This is a genomic window from Priestia sp. SIMBA_032 (genome assembly GCF_046535215.1).
Classification (GTDB): domain Bacteria; phylum Bacillota; class Bacilli; order Bacillales; family Bacillaceae_H; genus Priestia; species Priestia aryabhattai.
Window position 1 is genome coordinate 1 of sequence record NZ_JAWRXD010000748.1, and the last position, 268, is coordinate 268.

Annotated in this window: 1 protein-coding gene; it reads right to left on the reverse strand. The window is 34.7% G+C overall.

The features are described from left to right. Positions 1-268: hypothetical protein (locus SB717_RS36305; RefSeq protein WP_410907862.1), on the reverse strand; the 268-nt coding region annotated here is incomplete at both ends.

Here is a 268-nt window from a genome sequence, read left to right on the forward strand (position 1 = left end):
ATATGAGCCTGCTTTTCAAACAATTGTAGCAATGTCATTTCTGGTGCAATTTGAAAACCACCATTCCACTTTTCTAACACTGTATTTTTCTCTGCTACAGTTAATATTTCTAATCTGCCAATTGATTGATCCGGATTTGTAGCTGCATCATCTAATAACAAAATGAATCGTTCTATTAGTTTTTGAACCGTTTCACGTTTATATAAATCGGTACTAAACTCTAGTAATCCATGTAAACCGTTCGGAGTACCATCAACCTCGTTACTCT